General features: G+C 34.3%; 16 protein-coding genes and 1 riboswitch. All 16 genes read left to right on the top strand.

What is annotated here, in order from left to right:
- The first annotated feature begins 57 nt into the window (after positions 1–57).
- Positions 58–103: riboswitch (PreQ1 riboswitch) on the top strand.
- A 3-nt stretch (positions 104–106) separates the two neighbouring features.
- The 16 genes from queF (at position 107) to GQ590_RS06090 (ending at position 23,492) form a co-directional block, all read left to right on the top strand.
- Positions 107–580, top strand: a complete 474-nt coding sequence (gene queF / locus GQ590_RS06165) for a preQ(1) synthase (RefSeq protein WP_160407288.1) — start codon at positions 107–109, stop codon at positions 578–580.
- Between the two features lie 29 nt (positions 581–609).
- Complete coding sequence (gene queC / locus GQ590_RS06160) at positions 610–1,266, top strand: 7-cyano-7-deazaguanine synthase QueC (protein WP_160407285.1); 657 nt, start codon at positions 610–612, stop codon at positions 1,264–1,266.
- A gap of 46 nt (positions 1,267–1,312) precedes the next feature.
- On the top strand, positions 1,313–1,993 hold the full coding sequence (locus GQ590_RS06155; protein ID WP_160407282.1) for a 7-cyano-7-deazaguanine/7-aminomethyl-7-deazaguanine transporter: 681 nt from the start codon (positions 1,313–1,315) through the stop codon (positions 1,991–1,993).
- Positions 1,994–2,740: 747 nt separating this feature from the next.
- Positions 2,741–2,941, top strand: a complete 201-nt coding sequence (locus GQ590_RS06150) for a hypothetical protein (protein WP_160407279.1) — start codon at positions 2,741–2,743, stop codon at positions 2,939–2,941.
- A complete protein-coding gene (locus GQ590_RS06145) occupies positions 2,941–3,384 on the top strand; it encodes a hypothetical protein (RefSeq protein ID WP_160407276.1) in 444 nt (147 codons plus the stop codon). The genes GQ590_RS06150 and GQ590_RS06145 overlap by 1 nt, the downstream gene beginning before the upstream one ends.
- Positions 3,385–3,636: 252 nt before the next feature.
- Positions 3,637–8,769: an alpha-2-macroglobulin gene (locus tag GQ590_RS06140; RefSeq protein ID WP_160407273.1), complete on the top strand. Its 5,133-nt coding sequence runs from the start codon at positions 3,637–3,639 to the stop codon at positions 8,767–8,769.
- 100 nt (positions 8,770–8,869) lie between these two features.
- Positions 8,870–11,167 carry a penicillin-binding protein 1C gene (gene pbpC / locus GQ590_RS06135; protein WP_160407271.1) on the top strand — a complete coding sequence of 766 codons (2,298 nt, stop codon included), beginning with the start codon at positions 8,870–8,872 and terminating at the stop codon, positions 11,165–11,167.
- 15 nt (positions 11,168–11,182) lie between these two features.
- Positions 11,183–11,605, top strand: a complete 423-nt coding sequence (ndk, locus tag GQ590_RS06130) for a nucleoside-diphosphate kinase (RefSeq protein ID WP_160407268.1) — start codon at positions 11,183–11,185, stop codon at positions 11,603–11,605.
- A 111-nt stretch (positions 11,606–11,716) separates the two neighbouring features.
- Positions 11,717–12,544, top strand: coding sequence for an ABC transporter substrate-binding protein (locus GQ590_RS06125; protein WP_160407265.1), 828 nt, complete (start codon positions 11,717–11,719; stop codon positions 12,542–12,544).
- A 5-nt stretch (positions 12,545–12,549) separates the two neighbouring features.
- Positions 12,550–13,275: an amino acid ABC transporter permease gene (locus GQ590_RS06120; protein ID WP_160407262.1), complete on the top strand. Its 726-nt coding sequence runs from the start codon at positions 12,550–12,552 to the stop codon at positions 13,273–13,275.
- 6 nt (positions 13,276–13,281) lie between these two features.
- The gene (locus GQ590_RS06115) at positions 13,282–13,965 is read left to right on the top strand and encodes an amino acid ABC transporter permease (protein ID WP_160407259.1); all 684 of its coding nucleotides are present in this window, start codon (positions 13,282–13,284) and stop codon (positions 13,963–13,965) included.
- Positions 13,966–14,196: 231 nt separating this feature from the next.
- Positions 14,197–14,853: a YjfI family protein gene (locus GQ590_RS06110; protein WP_160407256.1), complete on the top strand. Its 657-nt coding sequence runs from the start codon at positions 14,197–14,199 to the stop codon at positions 14,851–14,853.
- Between the two features lie 17 nt (positions 14,854–14,870).
- Entirely contained in the window at positions 14,871–15,563 is a 693-nt protein-coding gene (locus tag GQ590_RS06105; RefSeq protein WP_160407253.1) for a PspA/IM30 family protein, read from the top strand.
- Between the two features lie 77 nt (positions 15,564–15,640).
- Entirely contained in the window at positions 15,641–16,288 is a 648-nt protein-coding gene (locus tag GQ590_RS06100; protein WP_065635544.1) for a hypothetical protein, read from the top strand.
- A gap of 31 nt (positions 16,289–16,319) precedes the next feature.
- Entirely contained in the window at positions 16,320–18,434 is a 2,115-nt protein-coding gene (locus GQ590_RS06095; protein ID WP_160407250.1) for a hypothetical protein, read from the top strand.
- A 114-nt stretch (positions 18,435–18,548) separates the two neighbouring features.
- Positions 18,549–23,492, top strand: coding sequence for a DNA repair ATPase (locus GQ590_RS06090; protein WP_160407246.1), 4,944 nt, complete (start codon positions 18,549–18,551; stop codon positions 23,490–23,492).
- Positions 23,493–23,685 lie beyond the last annotated feature (193 nt).

Below are 23,685 nucleotides of genomic sequence, written 5' to 3'. Positions count from 1 at the left end.
GCAGAATATCTTATCCTTACTAGACTTTTTTATTAAAAAATAGTATGGTGTGCGCCTTGTTACGTGGTTCGTGAACCTCCCACGCTAAAAAAACTAAGGAAAACTCATGAGTAAAATTACACTACTAGGCGATCAGTCTGTTCGCTATCCAACGACCTATTGTCCTGAAATACTAGAAACATTCGACAATAAACACCCAAATAACGACTATTTTGTTAAATTCAACTGTCCTGAATTTACCAGTCTTTGCCCAATAACAGCACAACCTGATTTTGCAACGATTTATATTTCGTATGTACCTAATATCAAAATGGTCGAAAGCAAATCGCTAAAACTCTACTTATTTAGCTTCCGCAATCATGGTGATTACCACGAAGATTGCATTAATATCATTATGAAAGATTTGATTAAACTAATGGATCCTAAATATATTGAAGTTTGGGGCAAATTCACACCACGCGGTGGGATCTCAATCGATCCATATGCTAACTATGGTAAAGCTGGCACTAATTGGGAACAAATTGCACTAAACCGTTTAGCTAATCACGATCTTTATCCTGAAAAAGTCGATAATCGCTAATCTATAATTTATCTAAACAGGAACCGTTAATGCAAACTCGCAAAGCACTCGTTATATTTTCGGGCGGGCAAGATTCAACCACTTGCTTGCTACAAGCCATTGCTGATTATGGGCGTGAAAACGTCCAAGCAATCAGCTTTCACTATGGTCAACGCCACGCCATTGAGCTTGAAAAAGCCGAATGGATTGCCAAAGATTTAGGCATAAAGCAAACCGTCATTGATACATCAGTAATTAAACAAACCACTAACAATGCACTTATTGATAACACTCAAGAAATCAAAGCTGCTCAAAATGGCGACTACCCCAACACCTTTGTTGACGGGCGCAATATGCTCTTTTTACTTTTAGCTGGCTGTTATGCCAAGCAACAAGGCATTTGTGACATTATTATTGGCGTTTGTGAAACCGATTTTAGTGGTTATCCAGATTGCCGTGATGTCTTTATTAAATCAATGAATGTATCAATGAATTTAGCCATGGACTATGCGTTTAATCTCATCACGCCACTGATGTATTTAACCAAAGCGCAAACGTGGGAAATGGCTGATAAACTAGGTTATCTTGATTATGTCCAAAAACATACCCATACCTGTTATTACGGTGTTGAAGGAGGATGTGGTAAGTGTCCAAGTTGTTTACTGCGCAATAAGGGCTTACAAGAATATATGGCTCAAGCTAAATAAATTAATTCATCATTGGGTTCTCTCATCCCATTAAAAAGGAAAAAAAATGTACTTAAATGTTCATTCAGAATCGATAGAAAAAAGTTTTACCCGTGAACAAAAGCAAAAAGCCCTTTACTGGTTGGCTTTTTTTCACATATTGGTTATTGCTTCAAGCAATTATTTGGTCCAAATCCCATTCGAAATTTTTGGTTTTCAAACAACTTGGGGGGCATTCACTTTTCCGTTTATCTTTTTAACTACCGATCTGACTATTCGAATTTATGGTGCAAGTTTAGCCAGAAAAATTATTTTTGTGGTAATGATCCCCGCATTGTTATTTTCATACCTGATTTCGGTACTATTTTTTGAAACCCATTGGGTTGGATTATCAGCATTGACGGAATTTAATAGCTTCGTATTTCGAATTGCATTGGCAAGTTTTGCCGCTTATTTAGTTGGTCAACTAATGGATATTACTGTTTTTAACTATTTAAGAAAAAACAGATCATGGTGGGTTGCCCCAACTGCATCGGCAATATTTGGTAATGGTATTGATACTATTGTCTTTTTTGCTATCGCATTTTATCAAAGTAACGATGAATTTATGGCAAATCATTGGATCGAAATTTCGTTAATGGACTATAGTTTTAAAATTCTAATTTGCGGATTATTCTTTTTGCCACTTTATGGTGTCATTCTGAATTTTATCTTAAAAAAGTTAGTCTCAATGCCTAAAAATAGCTAATTATTATAATCAATCTTTTATTTAATTACCTTAATAAATATAAAACTCATTAATTATTTTAGATGAGTTTTATATTTAATTTTGAAAAATCATTTATAAAAATTTAGTTATAGCATTTATTTTTTGTTTTTCAGGAAAAAATAAAATTTTTAACAGATTAAAACTTTCACTCAAAGTTTAAGTAACTTCTTTTTTAACAAATTGTTACAAAAGGATCCCCAAAAAAGCTAGCCAACTATTTTTTTTACGGCTATAATTTAGCTACTCTAAAAAGAGTAGCTTATTAAATAAGCGGTGGTTATAAAAAACAAATAAAACAAAGCATTACTTGACAGGCGGGATATTATGCAGTATCATATTAAACACTAGCACTGGCAAACCTATCTCTTAAATTTATCAAATAACGCAATTAGACCTGTTTTTACTCTTTTCTCATTTATATCTTCGAAATTAGCGCATAAATTACCTCAAATAGCTTTGCTAATATTATTGTCATTTTCATGGCATTTGCAGGCATTAACGGGTAAAAATGGTCGAGTCAGTAATCGTAGTGATGCCATAATACTGCCCCAGTCAAGATGGGGAGAGCTCAAATCTGTAAGACCAACCGATACAGACCCTGAGGACCGTCTGGGGCCTGATTGGAAGAGATATTATGGATTTCTAGTTAAATCAACCAATCCTACATCATACAACCTGAATTTCCCGACAACGGGGGCAAATGGTTTATATTTTGATTTGGTCATAATGGGGGATGCAAATGAATTGGAATGGGGAGAGCCAGTTACACATGGGGGAATCACAGCTACAGTGACGAAACATACAGAATGTGATATTCACTGTGATGTCAACTATCGAGTTACCCTGACAGGCCCAGATGCAAGATCTGAATGGTATAATTCTAATCCTAGCCCAATTGCTAAGCCAAAACTACCACAGGCGAGTTAGTGGGTAGAGATAATGATGGCAATGAGGTAGTCTATGGATTTGTGCTACAAAAGTGGTTTGTCAATCGAGGAAATAAACTGGATAATAACTTTAATCAGGCATCTTGGTGTAATAGTATAGGTTATCGCATGCCTCAGGTCAAGGACCTGACTAATGCGGTCTGTTCTAACCGATGGTCAGGTTGGTGGTGTCGTGGCGCTGTCGCTAGCACACCTTCATCAACTGGTAATTATTTCACTCGTCGAATTGGGATGGGTTTTTTTACGGAGTGGGGTGATATGAGAGGTTATGGCGGAAAGGTAAACTTCTCTGGATACACCCACTATTGGACAAGCGACTATGACTTGAACAGGTATCGCCAGTTTATTGTGAAGTCGAACTTAGGTTCTGTGTATGCCTATGAGCCGAATGAATCATTAAGCGGTCTTTGTGTTTTTCCTTAGTTGTAATAGTATTTAATTCTTAGTCCTTAATTTCAGTGCACGGCAGAAGGGTAATTAATCAAAGAATAAAGTATTAAAATCTATTTAAGAAATTCCCAAAAAACATTGATTTTATTTTTTTTAATTCTCCAAATACGTTCAAACTTTTTTTGCTAAAAGGTCAATTGCGGTGCATAATAGGAGAATAAAATGCAGTCAAAATAAAATTAAAAAACAGCATCACACATAATAATATAAGGTCGAGGTAATAATATGGGATTGGTAAAACATCTAGTTGTATTTAGCCTGCTGTTAGCATTAGCAGGTTGTGATAATAAAGACGTTAAGCAAAACACAAGCGCTGAACTAGCAACAACGCAATTAGAAACAAAAGTTATTGATAATACAGCAGCTGGTGTTAGCAATCCTAGTAATGACAATAATATCGTACAAGATGAATCGCCAAAACCTGCCTTTAACCCTACACCACAATTAATTGAAAAATATCACGATAAAGAGTTAACGGTTGTTGATAGCTCAGAAGTTATTCTTGATGGTTCAAGCACGTTGGTTATTACTTTTTCAGTTCCTTTAAATCCTAATCTTAAATTTTCTAATTTACTACGTTTAGTTGATCGCCAATCAGGTAATGTTGATGGTGCATGGGAATTATCTGACAATGGGTTAGAACTAAGGCACCGTTACCTTGAACCAAATCGTAAGTTAACATTAACAATTGATAAAATGTTATCTGCGATTAACAATACAAAGTTAAAATCAGTTTATCAAAAAGATTTTACTACTCAAGATCGTAAGCCTTTAGTAGGGTTTGCTAATACAGGTTTTTTGTTACCTAGTAAATCAATGAGTGGGTTGCCAGTCATGACCCTTAATGTCAATAAAGTTGATGTTAATTTTTTCAAAATTAAACCGGAAAAATTATCTGATTTTATTGCTGATTATGGTTTTATTAATCAAGTAGCGACTTGGAATTCGAAAGAAATGAGCAAGTATATTGATTTAGTTTATACTTCTCGATTTGACCTCAACCCCAAACGCAATTTGCAAGAAACCGTTTTAATTAATATATCTCAAATTCCTCAATTGCAGCAAGAAGGTGTTTACGTTGCTGTGATGAACCAAGCTGGTAGCTATAATTATTCAAATCCTGCATCGTTATTTACAATCAGTAATATTGGGATTTCTGTGCATAATTATGCAGATGGTAAGTTAGCAGTTATTACCCATGCTCTTGATAATGGAAAGCCTATTGCTAATGTAAATTTATCTGCCTTATGTGCTAGCAGTATACGAGATAGCAATAAAAATTGTTTACCTGTTTCAGCAAAAACCGATGACCAAGGTTATGTTGAAATGACTTTGCCTGAAGATGCAAAATACACTTTAATTACCGCAAGTGATGGTAAGCAAATTTCATTTGTTAATTTAGATCGAAATGCGCTTAATTTAAGTGAATTTAACCTTGCAGGTTCACCTTTTTACCAACAGCAGCTATTTGTCTTTGGACCACGCGATTTATACCGACCAAGAGAAACCGCTTATTTTAATGCATTATTGCGTAATGCTGATGGAAAATTATTACCAGAACAACCCATTATTGTTGATGTTATGTCTCCTGATGGGCAAGTTGCCGAAAATTTTCTTTTACAACCAGAACTCGATTCAAATGGTTTATATCAATGGAAATATGTTATCCCTGCCAATGCGGCAACTGGCAAATGGGCATTTCGTTTTAATTTAGGTGATGATAATTATCGTTACTTTTATTTTCAGGTTGAGGAGTTTTTACCTGAACGAATGGCGATGGAAATTAATGCTTCATCAAATAAACCGATTTTAGCCAGTCAAAGCGTTAACTTTTCAGTTAAAGGTTGGTATTTATATGGTGCACCAGCGTCAAAAAATAATTTAGAAGGTAACGTTTATCTAAGAAAAATAGATTCAATACCTGAACTTGCTGATTATAAAATTGGTGCAGTAACTGATAGTGGAATTGATCGACAACTTGATACTATTGATGAAAAACTTGATAGCAATGGTGTTGCTCAAGTTCATGTTGATAATTCTAATTGGAAAGATTTTAAAACGCCAATCAACATTATTTTGCAAGCCAGTTTACTTGATTCTGGTGGTCGCCCTGTAACGCGTTATGCTAACCAAATTATTTTGCCTGCCACTAAAATGCCTGCTATAAAAGCATTATTTTCTCAATCACCTTATTATGATTGGTCATTAGATCGTTATGTGAGTCGCTTAACAGTTGATGAAAATACAAATGCCGAATTTGAAGTTGCTTATGTGGATGCTGATGGTAAAAAATATGCCGCTAATCACCTAAAAGCACGAATTGTACGTGAACGTCGTAGCTATTATTGGAGTTGGTCTGATGAGGATGGATGGAGACAGAACTACAATTCAAGTGAATTTGTCGCATTTGAACAAAAACTTAATATTAGTGAAAACGGTACAGTCAAAGTAAGTTATCAACCTGATGACTATGGCTCTTATCGTCTTGAAGTTGTTGATACCCAAAATAATATTATGAGTAGTATTCGTTTTTGGAGTGGTTATAATTGGGAAGATAATACTAATGGTACTAATTCAGTTCGTCCCGATCAAGTGAAGTTAAGTATTGATAAAACAGCTTATTCAATTGGTGATATCGCTAAAGTTCATGTACAGGCTCCTGTTGCAGGATCGGGTTATATCTCGCTTGAAACTAATGATGGTATATTGTGGAAGAAAAATATTACCGTTGATGTTAATGGTCTTGATGTTGATATTCCAATTGAAGATTGGGGGCGTCATGATATTTATATTAGTGCGATGATTATTCGTCCATCAACTGATGCCACAGTGCAGACAGTTAAAAGAGCAATTGGTTTGCTTTATCTACCAATTGATACTTCTAATCGACAGCTAAATATTAATATTGAAGCACCTAAAAAGACAGAACCTGAAAAAACGATTCCAATTAAAATCAAGATGGATAAGCAAGCTGTTAAAACAGATCAAAAGGTAACTGTATTGGTATCAGCCGTTGATTCTGGTGTATTAAATATTACCAATTTTGTTACACCAGATCCTTACAGCACTTTTTTAGGTCGAAAACGTTATAATGTTGATCTTTATGATGTATATGGCAAGTTAATAGAGGCATCAGGGCGTAATGTTAATATGAGTTTTGGTGGTGATGCAATGTTAGATTCAGCAGGACCTGGCGGTAAAAAACCAGTTACTGATGTAAAAATTGTTGCACAACAACTTACTACAATCCAATTAAATGATGAAGGTGAAGGTATTGTTGAACTTCCTTTACCTAATTTTAATGGTGAATTACGTTTAATGGCTCAAGCATGGGATGATGAACGCTTTGGTAAAGCTGAACAAACGATGATCGTTGCTGCGCCTGTTGTTGCAGAATTATCTATTCCTCGCTTTTTATCTGGTGGTGATCGTGCAGTTTTAGCTTTAGATATTCATAATTTAACTGAAAAATCGCAAACAATGCAGGTGGATATTAAAACAAGAGGGTTGATTCATCAAGATTCAATTAATTCCATAGCTTTAACTCTTGATAGTCAAAAGAGACAAATTATTCAAGTACCAATAGTTGCCGACTATGGCTATGGACAAGGTTCAGTAACGATCGAAGTCAATGGTATTGTATTAGATGATAATTCTAATTATTTAATAAAACGCGATTGGCAAATTGGCGTTAGACCTGCTTATGCCGCAACGACTAAAAATTATGCGGTTGCTATTAATGGTGGTGAAAGTTGGACTTTACCTCAAGACGCAATGGCCGAGATGATTGATAACACTGTGGATGGTAAACTGATTGTATCAAATGTGCCTCCGCTTAATATTGCGCAATACATTAAATCGCTATTTGCCTATCCATATGGTTGTTTAGAACAAACGATCAGTGGAGTAACACCATCGTTATACGCTAATCAACAGCAATTAGCTAATCTAGGTATTAAAACCGAATCTGATGAAGAACGTCGTGAAAAAGTTCAATTAGGTATTTCACGAATTTTGTCAATGCAACGTAGTAATGGTAGTTTTGGTTTGTGGAGTAATGAAAGTGCTGAAGAATACTGGCTTACTGTTTATGCTACCGACTTTTTATTAAACGCAAAAGAACGTGGTTATAATGTCAACAATGCAGCTCTTGATGCGGCAATGAATCGTATTGGTCAATATATTTATGATTCTAATGCATTTAATAGTTTACAAGGCTATTATGGCAATCATTATGAAACCCAATATACTCAATTTGCAACAAAGGCTTATGCATTAATGGTTTTAGCTAAACAAAATAAAATTAAGCCTGCAATGCGTAATGAAATTAATCATATGTATGAGATAGTGACTAATGGAGATTCAGCAATTGCATCTCCATTGCCGATTATGCATTTGGCATTATCAGCTAAATTGGTTGGTTTTGAGCAAATCTATAATGAACTTATGCTAGAAGTGTTCAGTACTAACTATGATAACCAATATCCTTGGCTAGGTGATTATGGTAGTGAGATTCGTGATAAGGCATTAGTATTATCACTATTAATAGAAAATAAAATTAGTGTTGATAAGCAAGCTGATTATCTATTTAATTTATCAGATACTTTAAATGATACTCGCTATTTTTCAACGCAAGAATTAAATGCATTATTTATTGCAGGTTGGTCATTAGAACAACATAAAGGCGATAATAAATTCAATGTTTTGATTAATGGAAAATTAGTGGATGCAACTGCATCATTATCTCAATCATTTAATTTTGACCACTTGTCTAAAGAGTTAACGATTGCAAACCTAGAAAACGCACAACCGTTATATCTTAAATTTACTGTTACAGGTTATGGTAAAAAAGCACCAGCGCCAACTAGTAATAATAATATTTTAACAATTAATCGTTTTTATTATGATTTGAAAGGTAATCGTATTTCGCCTGAACATTTTAATGTTGGTGACTTAATGGTTGTTGTGCTAGATGTAATAGCAAAACAAAATATTCATGATGCTTTAATTGTTGACTTTTTACCCGCAGGGCTTGAATTGGAAAACCAAAATTTAATGAATAGTAGCGTAAATCTAATGGCAATTCCTGGGTTATCTAACTTGCTAAAAGGTGAAGATAGTAATGATATTAAGTACCAACAATATCGTGATGATAGATATGTTGCAGCAATAGATATTCATAACTATATTGGTTCAAATAAATACCGTAAACGTGTTGCATATTTAGCTAGAGCAGTAACAACAGGAAATTACATGATCCCATATCCATATGTGGAGTCAATGTATCGACCAGAACGGTTTGCAATAGGTCAATCACCAGATGTAATGTCAATTACTGAGCATAAGCTAGCTAATTAATAACTTATGTTGACATAAATTTAATTTTCCGCCAACCGATGGGTGTTGGCGGTTTGTTTATGATTAAAATGTAATTGCCAATCTAAAGCATTAGCGCATCATGAAAAAATTCCTTAGCAAAATTATGATATTTTTACTTTGCTTTATGCTTGGTTTGTTTGCTTGTTTTTTAGTTGCTGATTTTCTTTTTCCGCTATCGGTTAAAAAAAGTAAAACAACGCAAACTATCATAGCACAAGATGAAACACCACTTTGGCGATTTGCTGATGAAAATGGTATTTGGCGTTACCCTGTTAAATTAGACGAAGTTCCAAAATACTATATTGATGCATTATTAAATTATGAAGATCGCTATTTTTACGATCATGTAGGTATTAATCCTATTTCTTTGCTACGAGCTGCTTTTCAAAATATTACCAATAATAGAATTATCTCGGGTGGAAGTACTCTTTCGATGCAAGTTGCCAGACTGCTTGACCATCACGACCGCACTATGCTTGGAAAATTAAAGCAAATATTTAGAACACTACAATTAGAATGGCATTTTAGCAAAGATGAAATTTTAACCTTATATATCAACCATGCCCCTTATGGAGGCACAATAGAAGGGCTTGGAGCAGCCAGTTGGTCATATTTTGGTAAAAAACCTAATAAGTTAACTCGTAGTGAAGCTGTATTACTTGCGGTTTTACCACAAGCACCAAGTCGATTACGCCCAGATAGATATCCTGAACGAGCTAAACAGGCTAGAGATAAAGTATTAGATCGCTTATCTGAAAACCAAGTGTGGTCATCTGATATTATTGAGCAAATTCGTAAAGATGAAATTTGGGTTTATCGACGAAAAGCCCCCCAACTAGCGCCTTTGTTAGCACAGCGATTAAGTCAACAATATCCAGATACTAATATTATTCATTCAACAATTGATTCATCTCTTCAATATGCACTTGAAGATATTGCTGCTAACCGTAAAAATCAATTACCACCAAAAACATCATTGGCGATTTTAATTGTTGATCATACTGACATGTCAGTAAAAGGTTATGTCGGGTCAGCTGATTTCAATGACAATGAACGATTTGGTCAAGTTGATATGATAAGATCACTTCGTTCTCCTGGATCAACATTAAAACCATTTATTTATGCCCTTGCTATTGACGAGGGAATGATTCATTCCGAATCATTACTGCAAGATGTTCCCCGTATCGAGTCTGATTATCGTCCCACAAATTTTGATGAAGATTTTTATGGACCTGTCAGTGCTTCTGAGGCGTTGAGTAAATCGTTAAACTTACCGGCAGTGCAGTTAATTGAATTATATGGACCTAAACGCTTTACAAGTAAGCTTACTAGTGTCGGTTTACCATTAGCATCAGCAGGTAATATGCCAAATATTTCATATATTTTAGGAGGCACTTCACTAAGAATGGATAATCTAGTCAGTGCATATAGCGCGTTTGCTAGACATGGTAAAGTAAGCCCTTTGCGGTTCATACAAGATGAGCCCTTAGTTAGTAAGAGCTTCATTTCTGAAGGTAGTGCGTGGATAACTAAACAAATGTTAATCAATAATAATTTACTTGCTTACAAAACAGGAACTAGCTATGGCTATCGTGATGCGTGGGCAATTGGTGTTAACCCTCGCTATTTAATAGGAATATGGGTAGGTCGTCCTGATGGAACTCCTGTTGTTGGACAATATGGTAGCGTTACTGCTGTGCCAATTTTACAACAAGTTAATGCTTTGTTGCTCAATAAAGAGCGACGACTAAATCGCTCGTTACCTATTTTTAATCAACCTAGTACAGTTACTTCTGAAAAAATTTGTTGGCCATCAGGTCAAGTTTTAGCTGCAACGGATGAAAATTGTCATCGTCAAAAAACAGCATGGATACTTAATAACATGATACCACCAACACTTGATACTTTATCTGTGTTAAATAACAACCTTTATCGTTCGGGGTGGGTAACGATTTGGGTTAATGAACAAGGAGAACGGGTAGCTGCAGATTGTAAAAATGCTCATGAAAAAAAAATTGCCTTATGGCCGATAGCATTAGAAAATTGGCTTTTACCTAAAGAACGTAGGCAAATGTTATTACCACCTATTGATATACGTTGCCCTGCATTTGGTAAGGATGTTTTTGCTTCATTATCTATTGTAGGATTACTTGATAAGCAACTTGTTAGAAGTTTACCTGGACAACAACAAGTAACGATTGATTTAACCCCACAAGGCGATGCTGGCGATAAATGGTGGTTCTTAGATGGTGACCTTATAGCAAAATCAGTTAATGATGAAAAAGTGTCAATTACAGTATCAAAAAAAGGCTTACACTATTTATTATTATTGGATAAAGGTGGGCAGATTGCTCGCATAACATTTACATTAGATTAACGAGAATAAAAATATATGGCTATTGAACGAACATTATCTATTATTAAACCAAATGCAGTTAAAAAGCAGTTGATTGGTGAAATAATCACGCGTATCAACCAAGCAAAACTTAATGTTGTTGCGCTAAAAATGCTTAAATTAACGCCAAAACAAGCAGAAGGCTTTTATGCTGAGCATCAAGGAAAACCGTTTTTTGATAAATTGGTTAATTTTATGACATCAGATCCTATCGTTGTTTTGGTTCTTGAGGGTGAAAATGCGGTTAAACGTTATCGAGACTTAATGGGATCTTCTGATTTGTCTAAAGCGACCGCAGGCACTTTGCGGGCAGATTTTGCTGATAATACAACCGAAAACTCTGTACATGGTTCAGACTCTCTACTTTCGGCAGAAAGAGAAATCGCTTACTTTTTTATAGATAATGAGATAGTAGGGTAATATATATAACTGTAAGTTATAAGCATGTGAGTATTAGTTATTTATTCATTTGATTCTTTGTTGTTAGACTTTAACTGAAAATAAAATAACCTTTAATTAGGGGGAATCAGAATGAAATTGTTGACTAAATCACTAACCGTGGTCGCATTAATAGGTAGTTTGCTAGGCGCCAATTCTGCTTATGCAGATCGCCTTGATGACATTGAAAAACGGGGCGAAATTAAAATAGCCGTGTTTGATAGTAATCCGCCATTTGGATATATTGATGAAAAAACCAATAAAGTTGTTGGTCTTGATGTTGATTATGCAAATGAAATCGGCAAGGCTCTTAATGTTAAAGTTGACCTAGTCCCAACTAATCCTGCTAATCGAATTCCATTATTAACATCTAAAAAAGCTGATTTAATTGTTGCCAATTTTACTGTTACAGATGAAAGAGCAAAAACCGTTGATTTTAGTTTGCCTTATTTTGCAACTGGTCAAAAATTTATAGCAAAAAAAGGTGTATTAAAATCAGCGGATGATTTAAAAAAACTTCGTATTGGTGCCGATAAAGGTACGGTTATGGAAATCACACTGCGTGAAAAATACCCAACAGCAAAAGTGATTTCTTATGATGATACACCATTTGCCTTTGCGGCATTACGCAATGGTGTTGTGCAAGCAATTACTCAAGATGATGCTAAATTAATCGGTTTATTGGCTAATGTGCCTGAAGATCAACGTGCAGCATTTGAAATTTCACCATTTAGTATTACCCAAGAATATCAAGCCGTGGGTATACCAAAAGGCGAAGATCGCTTGAAAGAAAAAGTGAATCAGATTTTATTAACACTTGAAGAAAAGGGTGAAGCAATAACCATTTATAACCGTTGGTTTGGGCCTGATACTACATCGGCAATGCCTCGTGGTGATTTTAAAATAGGTAAAGGTCAGTAAGAGTTATGTTCGAGCAATTACTTGAGCCCCGTTATCTGTGGTGGTTATGGGATGGTTTTTTAGTTACGTTAGCTATCTCATTGCTTACTATTATTTTTTCAACATTATTGGGCTTTTTACTGGTTATTGCTCAACAAAGTAAAATTAAAATTATTCAAATCATCGTAATGGGGTATAACGCAATTTTTCGTTATTCTCCATTATTGCCTCAGCTCTTTTTTTGGTATTTTGGTGTGGGTAATTTATTACCTGCTGAATTTAAATTATGGTTATTTGATGAACCGCAAATTTCGTTGTTCTTTTTTTCACTGAAAATGCCATCGTTTGAGTTTATTATTGGCTTAATTGGATTGACGTGTTATTCAAGTGCGTTTATTGCTGAAGAGTTTAGAGCTGGCATTGCTGGCGTTAGGCAAGGGCAAGAACAAGCGTCATTAGCTTTAGGCTTAACTTGGTGGCAAAGTATGCGATTTGTTATTTTGCCGCAAAGCTTTCGTATTGCCTTTCCTTCTTTAATTGGCCAATATATGAATATCATCAAAAATTCGTCATTAACGATGGCTATTGGTGTGTTAGAGCTTTCTTATGTATCGCGTCAAGTTGAAACCGAATCATTAAAAACCTTTCAAGACTTTGCCATTGCCACTTTATTGTATATTTTGGCAATTATTATTGTTGGCACTTTAGGCAATATTTATCAAGCAAAACGATTACAAATAGGTAAGGTGTAACCACTTATGGAACTTAAAGGTTTAGAAGTTATTTATAATAATTTAAGTTATATGATGTGGGGTAACTTTCCTGGAGGCATTTTTTTAACATTGCTAATGAGCTTTTTGGCCATTTTATTTTCTACCTTTTTGGGTATTTTAGCAGGAATAGGACTGACTGTTTTTAAAGGAGGAATACGTTATTTATTGGTAGGAGTGCTCGGTTTTTTAAGAGCTATACCTGTTATTATGCTTATTTTTTGGACATACTTTCTTTTGCCTGTACTACTCAATATTGATGTGTCCGCTATTGCAACTGTAATTTTTTCTTTATCACTTATTGGTGCTGCTTATATTGGTCATTCAGTTCATGCTGGTATGATTGCGGTCGCTAAAGAACAGTGGCAAGCGGCGTTTTCATTGGGGTTGAATAAAAAGCAAGTCATTTTATTTATCATCTTACCTCAAGCCCTTAAAATGATGTTGCCTTCTTTTGTTAATCAATGGGTTTCACTCATTAAAGATACTTCGTTAGCCTATATTGTTGGAGTGGCGGAATTTATTTTTATTGCAACACAAGTTAATAACCGTAGTATGGTCTATTCAACTGAGATCTTTTTATTTGTGATTGTTGTTTATTTTATTATCTGCGCATCACTGGATTTTGCAGTTTCGATTTTACCAAAATTACGATTATTTTGTTTTAAATAAAATATAGGAAAATGCTAAGTTATTTACATTTCATGATTAAGAGAATTCCCATTCCCCGTAAAAAGCAAGCTTTTTATGTATATGTATTATCATAGTTGCTTAAATGACTGTGAATAATGCAAGTTATTTCTATATTTAACTCAACATAAAATAATTACATGTGATATTTACATGTAATTATTTTATGTTAATATAGACCATATTAATGATTACGTTAAATACCAAGTATCTATGAAAAGGACAAAAGAGCCTAAAAGCTCAGCATTTTATCAACAACAATATAGACAACGCTTACGTGAACAAGGATTTATAAAAAAAGAAATTTGGATTTTGCCGGAAAATACAACTAGATTACTTGAAATTGAAAAACAATTTCGTCTACCAATAATAAATAGCACAAGTGTTAATAAGAAACAGGGAAACAATGAAATGAAAAAAAATGAAGTTTGGTCAATTACCGATCTTTATCAGGCTTTGCATGATTCAGAATTATTCAATCAAGGCTTTGCCAGTGTTGAAATTATCGATGGGGTTGATGCTTGTTTGCATATCACTATGAATAAATATGGCGATCTTCCTTTATTTTTGAGTGTTTCCAATCTGCAAATAATTGTTGAGGCACTACTTTGGCCAGTTGATATTGTTACCCATCCGAGTCAATTTAATGAAGAAGTTCTATGTACTCGAAAACTCTTTCCATTATCCACAATTGCGATAGAAAAAACAGGAGATGGTTCATTAAATTATATTATGTACGGAGCATTGAGTGCCTCTTCGTTATTAAGTAACATTATTTATGAATTAGAAACTTTATCGGATAATGTTATTAAAGCTACCGAAGCTTATGAGCATCATATTAACTTTAACAAATTGAATCAAAATAGATAATAAGAAGGAGATTTATAATGGTTATCTTCAAAAAACTTGTTACAGCACTTCGTGGTGGTGTTAATGAGGCTGGTGAAGCGATTATAGATACGCAAGCTTTACGCATCTTGGATCAAGAAATTCGTGATGCAGATGCTGAATTAAAAGAGGCTAAAGAATCATTAGCAAACATACTTGCTCAGCAAAAGTTAGCAGATAAAGAAGTTGAAAAAACTCAGGCAGAAATTACTGAGTATGAAAATTATGCTATCAAAGCATTAGAAAATAATAATGAAAATTTAGCTTTAGAAGTTGCTGAAAAGCTTTCTGCTCTTGAAACTAAATGTAAAAATCAAAAAGAACAAGCAATATATTTTGCTGAAAATGTAAAAAATTTACGCCAAACAATATCACAAACAGAAATTAATATTCGTAATCTTAAACAACAAGTAGATATTGTAAAAGCTACAGAAAGTGTTCAAAAAGCACAATCTGCAATTGCTCAACGTTACGGTAATTCTACAACAAAATTACAAACAGCCTTAGATTCTTTAGAGCGAATAAAAAAACGACAAGAAAAAACTGCTGCAACTATTGAAGCTAAAAAAGAATTGGCAGTATCTGAAAACCAAGATTCACTTGATAGAAAACTTGAAGAAGCGGGAATCAAATCTAGCAATCAGGATGCTAAAACAATTTTAGCCAGATTAAAAGAAAAACAAGTTAATTAAATTGTTAGATTTTAAATTAAAAAAATATAATAATTAAATATTCATAATAACGATATTTAGAATATGAAGGAAATATAATGGAGTTTTTCTGGGGGATATTTTTTTCTTTTCCCGTTGTTATCTTTAGCGCCTTACTAACACTTTGTGTTCTGTATTGGTTAGTTGCTGCAATTGGTATTTTAAGTATTGATTGCTTAGATATAGCAATTAACTTAGATGATATAGCTGCTGATATGCCCTCTTCAGGGTTTGGTGGTTTATTATTAAAGTTTGGTTTTAATGAAGTGCCAATGACATTAGTTATCACCTCAATTTCTTTTTTCGGATGGGCAATTACTTATTTTTGTTTTCGGCTCTTTATTTTACCTTTACATGATTTTATTTTATTTTATTTTCTTGTTGGGGCATTCGTTTTTGTTATTGCGCTAATTGTCGCTGTTTACCTTACTGCATTTGTCATAAAACCTATACGTCCTATCTTTAAAAAACTAAGTATAACTAATGATTACAAGTCGCTATTGGGACAAATTGTTGAAATACGTTCTAGTATCGTAAATGAAATAAAAGGAGAAGCAATTTATGAAGATGGTGGAGCAGGACTAATTTTACAAGTTAGAGGGAATAAAACGTATCAATTTAAACGTGGAGATAAAGCAGTATTACTGCGATATGATACAACCAATAATTGTTACGAAATCATTAGCATTGAAGAGTTTAACGGATAATTAGAATTAATTTTTTGGAGAATAGTAAATTATGTCTATAAATACTGATACAGTAATATTTTTTCTTATAACAGTAGGAATTATCTTTTTAGTTATAATGGGATTTTTCTTATTATTTAAAGCTTTTTATATTAAGGTTCCTCAAGGTACAGCGCTTATCGTTAATGATATGACCTCAAAACCTAAAGTTCATTTTACAGGTGCTTTAGTTTATCCTGTAATTTATAAAAAAGAATTTATGAAAATTTCATTAATTACTTTTGATGTAGAACGCCGAGGAAAAGATGGTTTAATTTGTAAAGATAATTTGCGAGCAGATATTTGTGTCGCTTTTTATCTTCGTGTTAATGAAACCACTGAAGATGTATTAAAAGTAGCCAAATCTATTGGTGTGGATAGAGCATCAGATCAAAAAGCAGTAAGTTCACTTTTTAGTGCAAAATTTTCAGAAGCGTTAAAAACTGTAGGTAAGCAATTTGAATTAGCCAAGCTATTTGAAGATCGTATGAATTTTCGTGAACGTATTATTGATGTTATCGGAAAGGATCTTAATGGTTATGCGTTAGAAGATGTTGCTATTGATTATTTAGAACAAACTCCAATAAAATCACTTGATCCAGATAATATTTTTGATGCTGAAGGGATAAACAAAATTACTTCTATTACTGCCGTTCATAAAGATGAAACGAACAAACGTGAAAGAGATCTTGAATTAGCATTAAAGAAAAAAGATACCGAAACTATTGAAGCAAAATTAGAACTTGAGCGTCAACAAGCCGATGCTGAAGCTCGCCAAAAACGTGAGATCGAAACAATTCGTGCTCGTGAAAAAGCAGAAACATTAAAGGTACAAGAAGAAGAACGTTTAAAGGCTGAGCAAGCAAGGATTCAGTCTCAACAAGAAATTGAAGTACGTGAAGAAAACCGTTTACGTGAAGTAGAAGTTGCACAACAAAATCGTTTGCGAGCTATTGCTATTGAAGAAGAACGTGTTGAAAGGGCCCGTTCTCTTGAAATCGTTGCCCGTGAACGTGAAGTTGAACTACAACGCATCGAAAAAGATAAAGTACTTGAAGAAGAAAAAAAACATATTGCCAATGTTATTCGAGAGCGTGTTGCTGTTGAAAAAACCGTAGCTGTTGAGGAAGAAAATATCAAGGAAGTGCGTGAAGTATCTAAAGCTGATCGTGAAAAACAAACAACCATTATTGAGGCAGAAGCAAGAGCTGAACAAGAACTAGTTAAGCAAGTAAAGCAAGCAGAAGCAGATGAGCAATCATCTAAACACCGTGCAATTGAAATTAGCACAATGGCACAAGCAGAACTTGAAGCTGCAGCTAAACAAGCTGAAGCAAAAAAACAATTAGCTCAAGGTATTGAAGCAGAAGAAGCTGCAATTGGTTTAGCTGAAGCTAAAGTTCGTAAAGCACGAGCTGAAGCAGAAGAAAAAGAAGGGTTAGTAAAAGCTAATATTACAGCAGAAACCCTACTTGCTGAAGCAAAAGGTAATCAAGAAAAAGGCTTATCAGAAGCCAAGGTCATTGAAGCGAAAGCAATAGCGACCGAAAAACAAGGCCTAACTGAAGCTAAAGTACTTGAAGAAAAGCTATCTGCTCAAGCTCGTGGTGATGAACGAATTGGTTTTGCTAAAGCAGCAGCAACAAAAGAGCAAGGACTTGCTGAAGCACTAGTCATTCGTGAACGCTTAACAGCAGAAGCAAATGGCTTAGTCGAAAAATTCCAAGCGATGGCAACAATGAGCGAACAATCTCAACATCATGAAGAGTTTCGTTTGGCACTTGAAAAAGGCTTTGAACAAGCCATGGCTGCAATTGCTGCTAATAAAGAAATCGCCAGAGAACAAGCCGATGTGCTTGCTGCAGCATTTAGTAAAGCAAATATCGAAATTGTTGGTGGTAACGATAACTTCTTTAATAGCTTTTCTAAGGCAATTAGTGTCGGTAAAGCCATTGAAGGAACTGTGAACCAAAGTCCTGTTTTGCAATCTGCATTACAATCAGTATTATCACGTTTATCAGGTAACAAAAATATTGATTTAAAAGAGACTTTGAAAAGTACTGACTTAAAAGCACTAGCTAAGCAATTTTTACCATCAGATAGCAACCAAGAAAGTGATAGTCAATAATCTTATACTTCTTGATAATTCTTAATTTGAATTATCACTATCAACTGTTTTTAGTAGGTTATACATGCCTACTAAAGACAATAACCTTTCAGTATAATGATCAACGAGTTAAAAATGGCAGAAATAGAACAAGAAAATCAACAACAAACAATACTTGATAAAGCGGTCGCCGAAGGTGGCGCTTATGAAATTCTTCGCAAACGTTTAACATCGCTTGGACAAGATCTTAATCAAAAAACAGAAACACTAAACCAAAAAAGACTTTCTGAATTTGGTAAAAGTGACATGTCAATTATTAGCCGTATTCGAATAAGAACTGAAAATAATTGCATCGCAAGAGATATCGTCCGTTTTGGCGATTGGTTATTGTTTGGATATAACGTTTTTATGGGTTTAAAAAAAGAAACCAAAATTGAAGACGTTTTTTCGCTTTATCAACTAAACGAACGTGACGGTAATTATGAAGCGGATCCTGTTGATCTTTCTAATACCTTTTTAAATATTGATCGTTTTGTTCAAGATTTTAATGAGCTATATACTTATTATAAAAATGCGCAATTATTACAACTTGTAGAGCGGGATGGAAAGTTACTTGCTAGTTTTCAAATTGGTGAACGAGTTAGTGATATTCGCGTTTTTCGTTGGTCTATTTCAAGTGATAAAAAAAACATTAATTATATTGATAATCGTGGTGAGCGTGATATTGCCTTGCCTCCTGCTTATGATTTTGAATGGATCGAAACCACGCGTGAAAATATCGTTAATGGTCGATTCCCACATATCAATATATTAGATGCTGTTTTTGTTGAAACAATTGGCGGTGATTTAACCATAAAATGTGAAAATAATACCAACGATGGCCTAGGTATTTATCACGAAGATGTTATAGATAAAAATCAATCCATTAATGATGCTAAAATAGAGTATGCTAAAGTAGGATCATTAATTCTATTAAAGGTCTTACCTTACCGCGAAGATAAGTGGCGGTATTTAGTTTATAATACATTAACACAATCAGTTCAAAGAATTGACTTTATAGGTCAAGCTTGTATTCAGTTACCAGATGATCATGGCATTATTTTTCCTGGTGGTTACTATTTACAAAATGGTGAGTATAAAACCTTTGATCAATCAATGTCAGGAATGCGTTTTCGACGTATTAGGCGTTCGCCCAATGGTGAAGATGTTTTATACATATTTTATGATCCAACTTCTGGTCGTTTAGCATTATTTAACTACAATATGATTGAACGAAAATTGGATAATCCTATTTTAGGTCATGGTTATGCAGTTTTTGAAGATGGTAGGATGGTCGTTTTTGAGGGTGAAAGCAATGAACCAACTCGAGTCCACCCAATGCAAATTTGGCAAACTCCATTTTATAGTGATGAATTTGCAGCAAAACAACCAACAAATAATAGCTTTTTAGGTAAAATTGGTAATGCTGAGCTAGTTCGAGGGATTTCAGATCTCTATTTTATTGCTCGTGAAATTGATAATCAGTCAGTATCATCACAACTATATAGTAAATTAGCTGAAGATACTAAACGTCTTTTCGATACTTATTTTTGGCTAAATGATGAACAAAATTTACCTTTTCTTCCTATTTTGCGTAATATTTCACAGACAAGTGAATTAGTTCTAGATGAGTATGAAAAAGTTGAAAGCATACGCCGTCAATCAGACAGTGCTATGCGTGAAGCCATTTCGAACCAACAAGATCTGTTAACAAAACTTTATCCTGATAGTTGGAAAGAAACTCAAGAATATGTTGATGCGCTTAATGCAATCAAAATGCAATTAGGTAGCCTTGTCACGTTAAGAACTTACCGTTATATCGATTTAAATCAAATTGATATAATGGAAAATGAATTGAAAGAACGCCAATCTATTGTTTCTTTAGCTACAGCAAAATTTTTAGGTAGTGAACAAGCCTTACAGCCATTCATATTAAAAATTGATGATATTGAAAATGATATTGCTAAAGCAGAATCTGCTGCAAAACTTAGTGAGCCAACAAAAATGACTGATGATATGTCTAATGATTTAGATATGTTATCCCAATTAATGGCATCATTAAAATTTGATGATGTTACATTACAGACTAAAATCATTGAGTCTATCGCTGAAGTTTACGCTAAGCTAAACCAAACAAAAGCAAGAATTAATCAAAAACGAAAAAATCTTGCTAGTGTTGAAATGGTTGCCCAATTTGGTGCCCAATTCAAGCTATTTAGTCAAAGTATCGCCAATGCATTAGGTCTAGCGACAACACCTGAAAAATGTGATGATGAGCTTTCTCGGCTTTTAGTTCAATTAGAAGAGCTCGAAAACCAATTTAGCGAAAGCGAAGAATTTTTAAATGACATATTAACAAAACGCGAAGAGATATTAGAATCATTTGAAACGCACAAACAGGCACTATTAGAAGACCGAGCTAGACGCAGTGAAGCACTGCTTACCGCAGCACAACGAATTTTAGATAGCATCCCAAGAAGAACTGCAAAATTTTCAGATCAAACCGAACTTAATGCTTTCTTTGTAGCGGATCCTTTAGCCCAAAAAATTCGTGAAATTGTCGAAAAATTAAGAGCACTATTTGATAATGTAAAAGCTGATGATATTGAATCCCGTTTTAAAAGTGCACAAGATCAAGCAATACGCTCTTTACGTGATAAATCGGAGATCTTTGAATCAGGTGGAAATGTTATAAAACTCGGTCCAAGACATAAGTTTAGTGTTAATACTCAAGAGCTTGATCTAACCATTGTACCTAAAGAAAACCACCTATATTTACAACTAACGGGTACCGATTATCAAGAAAAAATAGAGCACCCTAAACTAGAAAGTTATAAGCCATTTTGGACTATGTCATTAGAATCCGAATCGCCTACAGTTTATCGTGCAGAATATCTTGCTTATTCAATCATTAATTCAGCATTAAAAAAAGAGCATGAATTAAGTTATGCTGATTTGGTAACCCAATTAAGCCAACCTGAGCTTTTAAGTAAAACAGTTCGCGATTATGCTGCAATACGATACCGCGAAGGTTATGAAAAAGGTATTCATGATCATGACGCTACCAAAATTTTAATAAAACTCATTCCTCTTGGTGAAACGGCAGGATTACTTCGTTATAATCCTTTAGCACGTAGTTTAGCTATGCTTTATTGGCATTATAACCACAAAAATGATATTGCTAAGTTATGGCCTGAACGCGCAAAAACCTGTATGGATATTTATTCACTATTTGGTCATGAAGAAGGTTTAAAAAATCTACGTACAGAAATATCAGAGCAACTAAACTTATTTTTACAAAAATACCCAATACAACATGAACACTATCATATAAAGCAGGCTTCAGAATATTTAAGTTATGTATTAGCTCAAACTCCACAGCAATTTACATTAAGTAAATATAGCCTGACATTGTTTGAGGGATTAAAAACACAGCTAGAGCAATCCCATATGTGGGGGGATTTTAATCAATCGCAAACAAACCTAATAACACGCCTAGCCGACCGTTGGAACTTAATTGAAAGTTGGTTTAAAGGACTATGTACACTACCTCAGTACCAAAAATTTACAGCTTATATTGCTGAAGCTACTATGCAATGTATATTAGATAAAGAAAATAGCATAACAACTACCGTTAGTGAAATTGATCTGGATATTACGGTTAATGATCTATTAGGTGAACATCCAAGCATAAAACAAGGAACATTAAATATAAATCTGGATGACTTTTTTAGTCGTATGCGTAAACAATCACGTGTGATCATTCCTGAATTTCAGCATTACCAAACGCTTCGTCAAGAAGTTTTAGAAGAGCAGCGAAACTATTTACACCTTGAAGAATTTAAAGCAAAACCATTAAGTTCATTTGTACGTAATAAACTCATTAACCAAGTCTATCTACCAATCATTGGTGACAATTTAGCAAAACAAATGGGAACGGTGGGGGAAAGCCGTCGTACTGATTTGATGGGATTATTATTACTCATTTCACCTCCTGGTTATGGTAAAACTACTTTGATGGAATATGTGGCTAATCGTCTGGGATTAATTTTTATGAAAATTAATGGACCAGCATTAGGTCATAGCGTGTTATCTTTTGATCCTGAGCAAGCACCAAATGCGACGGCTCGCCAAGAGCTAGAAAAGCTTAACTTAGCACTTGAGATGGGTAATAACGTTATGCTTTATCTTGATGATATCCAACATACCAACCCTGAATTTTTACAAAAATTTATTTCACTTTGCGATGGTTCTAGGCGTATTGAAGGGGTTTGGAAAGGTAAAACTAAAACGTATGATCTTCGTGGCAAAAAATTCTGTGTCATTATGGCTGGTAATCCTTACACTGAATCAGGTGAAGTTTTTAAAATTCCTGACATGTTAGCTAACCGTGCTGATATTTATAACTTAGGTGAAGTACTAGGCGGCATGGATGAAGTTTTTGCATCAAGCTATATTGAAAACTGTTTAACGTCCAATTCAATTTTATCACCACTTGCATTGCGTGATCTAAATGATCTGTATAAATTTATTGATCATGCGCAAGGTAAGCCATTAAATACAAATGAGCTCAGTTATGCTTATAGCCAAGCTGAAATCAGTGAAATTGTTGCTGTCTTGCGTCATTTATTGAAGGTTCGTGAAGTTGTATTTAAAGTCAATCAACAATATATTATTAGTGCTGCGCAATCTGATAAATATCGAACTGAGCCACCATTTAAATTACAAGGCAGTTATCGAAACATGAATAAACTTGCTGAAAAAATATCTTCAGTAATGAATGATCAAGAGCTCAACCAAATCATTGAAGATCACTATCTTGGTGAAGCACAATTACTCACTAATGGAGCTGAAGAAAATTTACTAAAATTAGCAGAAATTCGTGATGTATTAACCAAAGAGCAAAGTAAGCGATGGCAACAAATTAAAGCCGACTTTATGCGTAACAAAAAGCTTGGAGGTGATGAGGCTAATACTGGTATTCAAATAGTTACACAGCTTGCTGATTTAGTACAAAGTGTACAAGCATTAAAGTTATAAAAAGCTTTCAGTAGGGATTTAAGGTGTCAGCCACGCCTTTGTGCGTCATTTGTCGAGGTTGGCACTTTTACTATTTTGAGTAACATTATGAATTTTAAATGATAATGTAGTTTAATTGTAGGAATTGCTAGCCTTACTTACAGTAATTTGAGAAATTATGGTAATGAATATATATAGAAATAATAATCATTAC

Origin of the sequence: Gilliamella sp. Lep-s35 (genome assembly GCF_009795845.1) — a bacterium.
GTDB lineage: Bacteria > Pseudomonadota > Gammaproteobacteria > Enterobacterales > Orbaceae > Gilliamella.
The sequence above is the reverse complement of the archived record's forward strand: the minus strand, read 5'-3'. Positions and strand labels throughout refer to the sequence as shown.

Bases quoted from the DNA above. Each gene is read 5' to 3' on its own strand.
- GQ590_RS06110 (WP_160407256.1), top strand. From the start codon at position 14,197: ATGAAAAGGACAAAAGAGCCTAAAAGCTCAGCATTTTATCAACAACAA.
- GQ590_RS06140 (WP_160407273.1), top strand. From the start codon at position 3,637: ATGGGATTGGTAAAACATCTAGTTGTATTTAGCCTGCTGTTAGCATTA.
- pbpC (WP_160407271.1), top strand. From the start codon at position 8,870: ATGAAAAAATTCCTTAGCAAAATTATGATATTTTTACTTTGCTTTATG.
- GQ590_RS06150 (WP_160407279.1), top strand. From the start codon at position 2,741: ATGGGGGATGCAAATGAATTGGAATGGGGAGAGCCAGTTACACATGGG.
- queF (WP_160407288.1), top strand. From the start codon at position 107: ATGAGTAAAATTACACTACTAGGCGATCAGTCTGTTCGCTATCCAACG.
- ndk (WP_160407268.1), top strand. From the start codon at position 11,183: ATGGCTATTGAACGAACATTATCTATTATTAAACCAAATGCAGTTAAA.
- GQ590_RS06115 (WP_160407259.1), top strand. From the start codon at position 13,282: ATGGAACTTAAAGGTTTAGAAGTTATTTATAATAATTTAAGTTATATG.
- GQ590_RS06090 (WP_160407246.1), top strand. From the start codon at position 18,549: ATGGCAGAAATAGAACAAGAAAATCAACAACAAACAATACTTGATAAA.
- GQ590_RS06105 (WP_160407253.1), top strand. From the start codon at position 14,871: ATGGTTATCTTCAAAAAACTTGTTACAGCACTTCGTGGTGGTGTTAAT.
- GQ590_RS06120 (WP_160407262.1), top strand. From the start codon at position 12,550: ATGTTCGAGCAATTACTTGAGCCCCGTTATCTGTGGTGGTTATGGGAT.
- GQ590_RS06100 (WP_065635544.1), top strand. From the start codon at position 15,641: ATGGAGTTTTTCTGGGGGATATTTTTTTCTTTTCCCGTTGTTATCTTT.
- queC (WP_160407285.1), top strand. From the start codon at position 610: ATGCAAACTCGCAAAGCACTCGTTATATTTTCGGGCGGGCAAGATTCA.
- GQ590_RS06155 (WP_160407282.1), top strand. From the start codon at position 1,313: ATGTACTTAAATGTTCATTCAGAATCGATAGAAAAAAGTTTTACCCGT.
- GQ590_RS06095 (WP_160407250.1), top strand. From the start codon at position 16,320: ATGTCTATAAATACTGATACAGTAATATTTTTTCTTATAACAGTAGGA.
- GQ590_RS06125 (WP_160407265.1), top strand. From the start codon at position 11,717: ATGAAATTGTTGACTAAATCACTAACCGTGGTCGCATTAATAGGTAGT.